General features: G+C 55.6%; 1 protein-coding gene and 2 pseudogenes. 2 read left to right on the forward strand and 1 reads right to left on the reverse strand.

Features of this window, described 5'->3' with window-relative positions:
- A pseudogene (locus AC1DYF_RS40315) lies at window positions 1–136 on the forward strand (IS5/IS1182 family transposase); the annotation flags it as partial.
- On the opposite strand, the gene AC1DYF_RS40320 reads toward AC1DYF_RS40315, so the two are convergent.
- Window positions 123–572, reverse strand: coding sequence for a glycoside hydrolase family 15 protein (locus AC1DYF_RS40320; RefSeq protein WP_477884547.1), 450 nt, complete (start codon window positions 570–572; stop codon window positions 123–125). The pseudogene AC1DYF_RS40315 and the gene AC1DYF_RS40320 overlap by 14 nt on opposite strands.
- Window positions 573–647: 75 nt before the next feature.
- On the opposite strand from AC1DYF_RS40320, the pseudogene AC1DYF_RS40325 reads away from it, so the two are divergent.
- Window positions 648–771, forward strand: a pseudogene (locus AC1DYF_RS40325) (IS6 family transposase); the annotation flags it as partial.

The raw sequence follows: 771 nt of genomic DNA on the forward strand, positions 1-771 counted from the left end.
AAGAAATCTCGTCGAACGCTTCTTCAATAAGCTCAAACAATATCGAGCTATGGCAACACGTTACGACAAGAACCCAGCCAATTTCCTTGCCGCCGCCAAAATCATTGCTACCCGCATCTGGATCAACGCGTTATGAGTCTACGGCCTAGGAGGCCGACGTCGTTGCAGCGGCCGAGCAGCCGTTCGAGAAGAGTGCGTGCCTCGTCCAGCCGGTCGATCAGCACATAATTGCCGACCAGCCAGAAACTGCATGCGAGGAAAACGCCTTGTCCAGGTGGCAGGGCTTCGGAACCGCGACCGTGCTCGTAGCGCAGCAGGAGGCCGTCGCTCATGAGCCGCTTTTCTATCGCTTGGACCGTGCCGATCACCCGCGGATCATCGGGAGGAAGAAAGCCGACAAGCGGGAGCAGCAGGAGACTCGCGTCAACGACCGACGAGCCGTAGGATTGAACGAAAGACGCAAGGTCTTGGTTATACCCTTGCTCGCAAACCTGAAGATGGATTTCATCGCGGATTCGCGTCCATTCGTCGACGGGGCCGTCTTCGCCAAACTCATCGAGGTCCCGTCGCAAAGTTTCTCCGTTAACGCCGCTTTGATGATTTGCCGGTGAAAAGGCGCGCCGATTTGTTGGAGCGTCGGATCATTCATGATTCTCAATGCCATTGCCGAAAAGCTGAAACGCCAGTCGAAGGACGATTTCAAGGGACGGCAGTTTGAAGCGTGGCTGATCATTCAGGCGGTTTCCTGGTATTTGCGCTATCCGCTGAGCT

The sequence above is a fragment of the Rhizobium sp. P2_G9 genome (assembly GCF_056403475.1).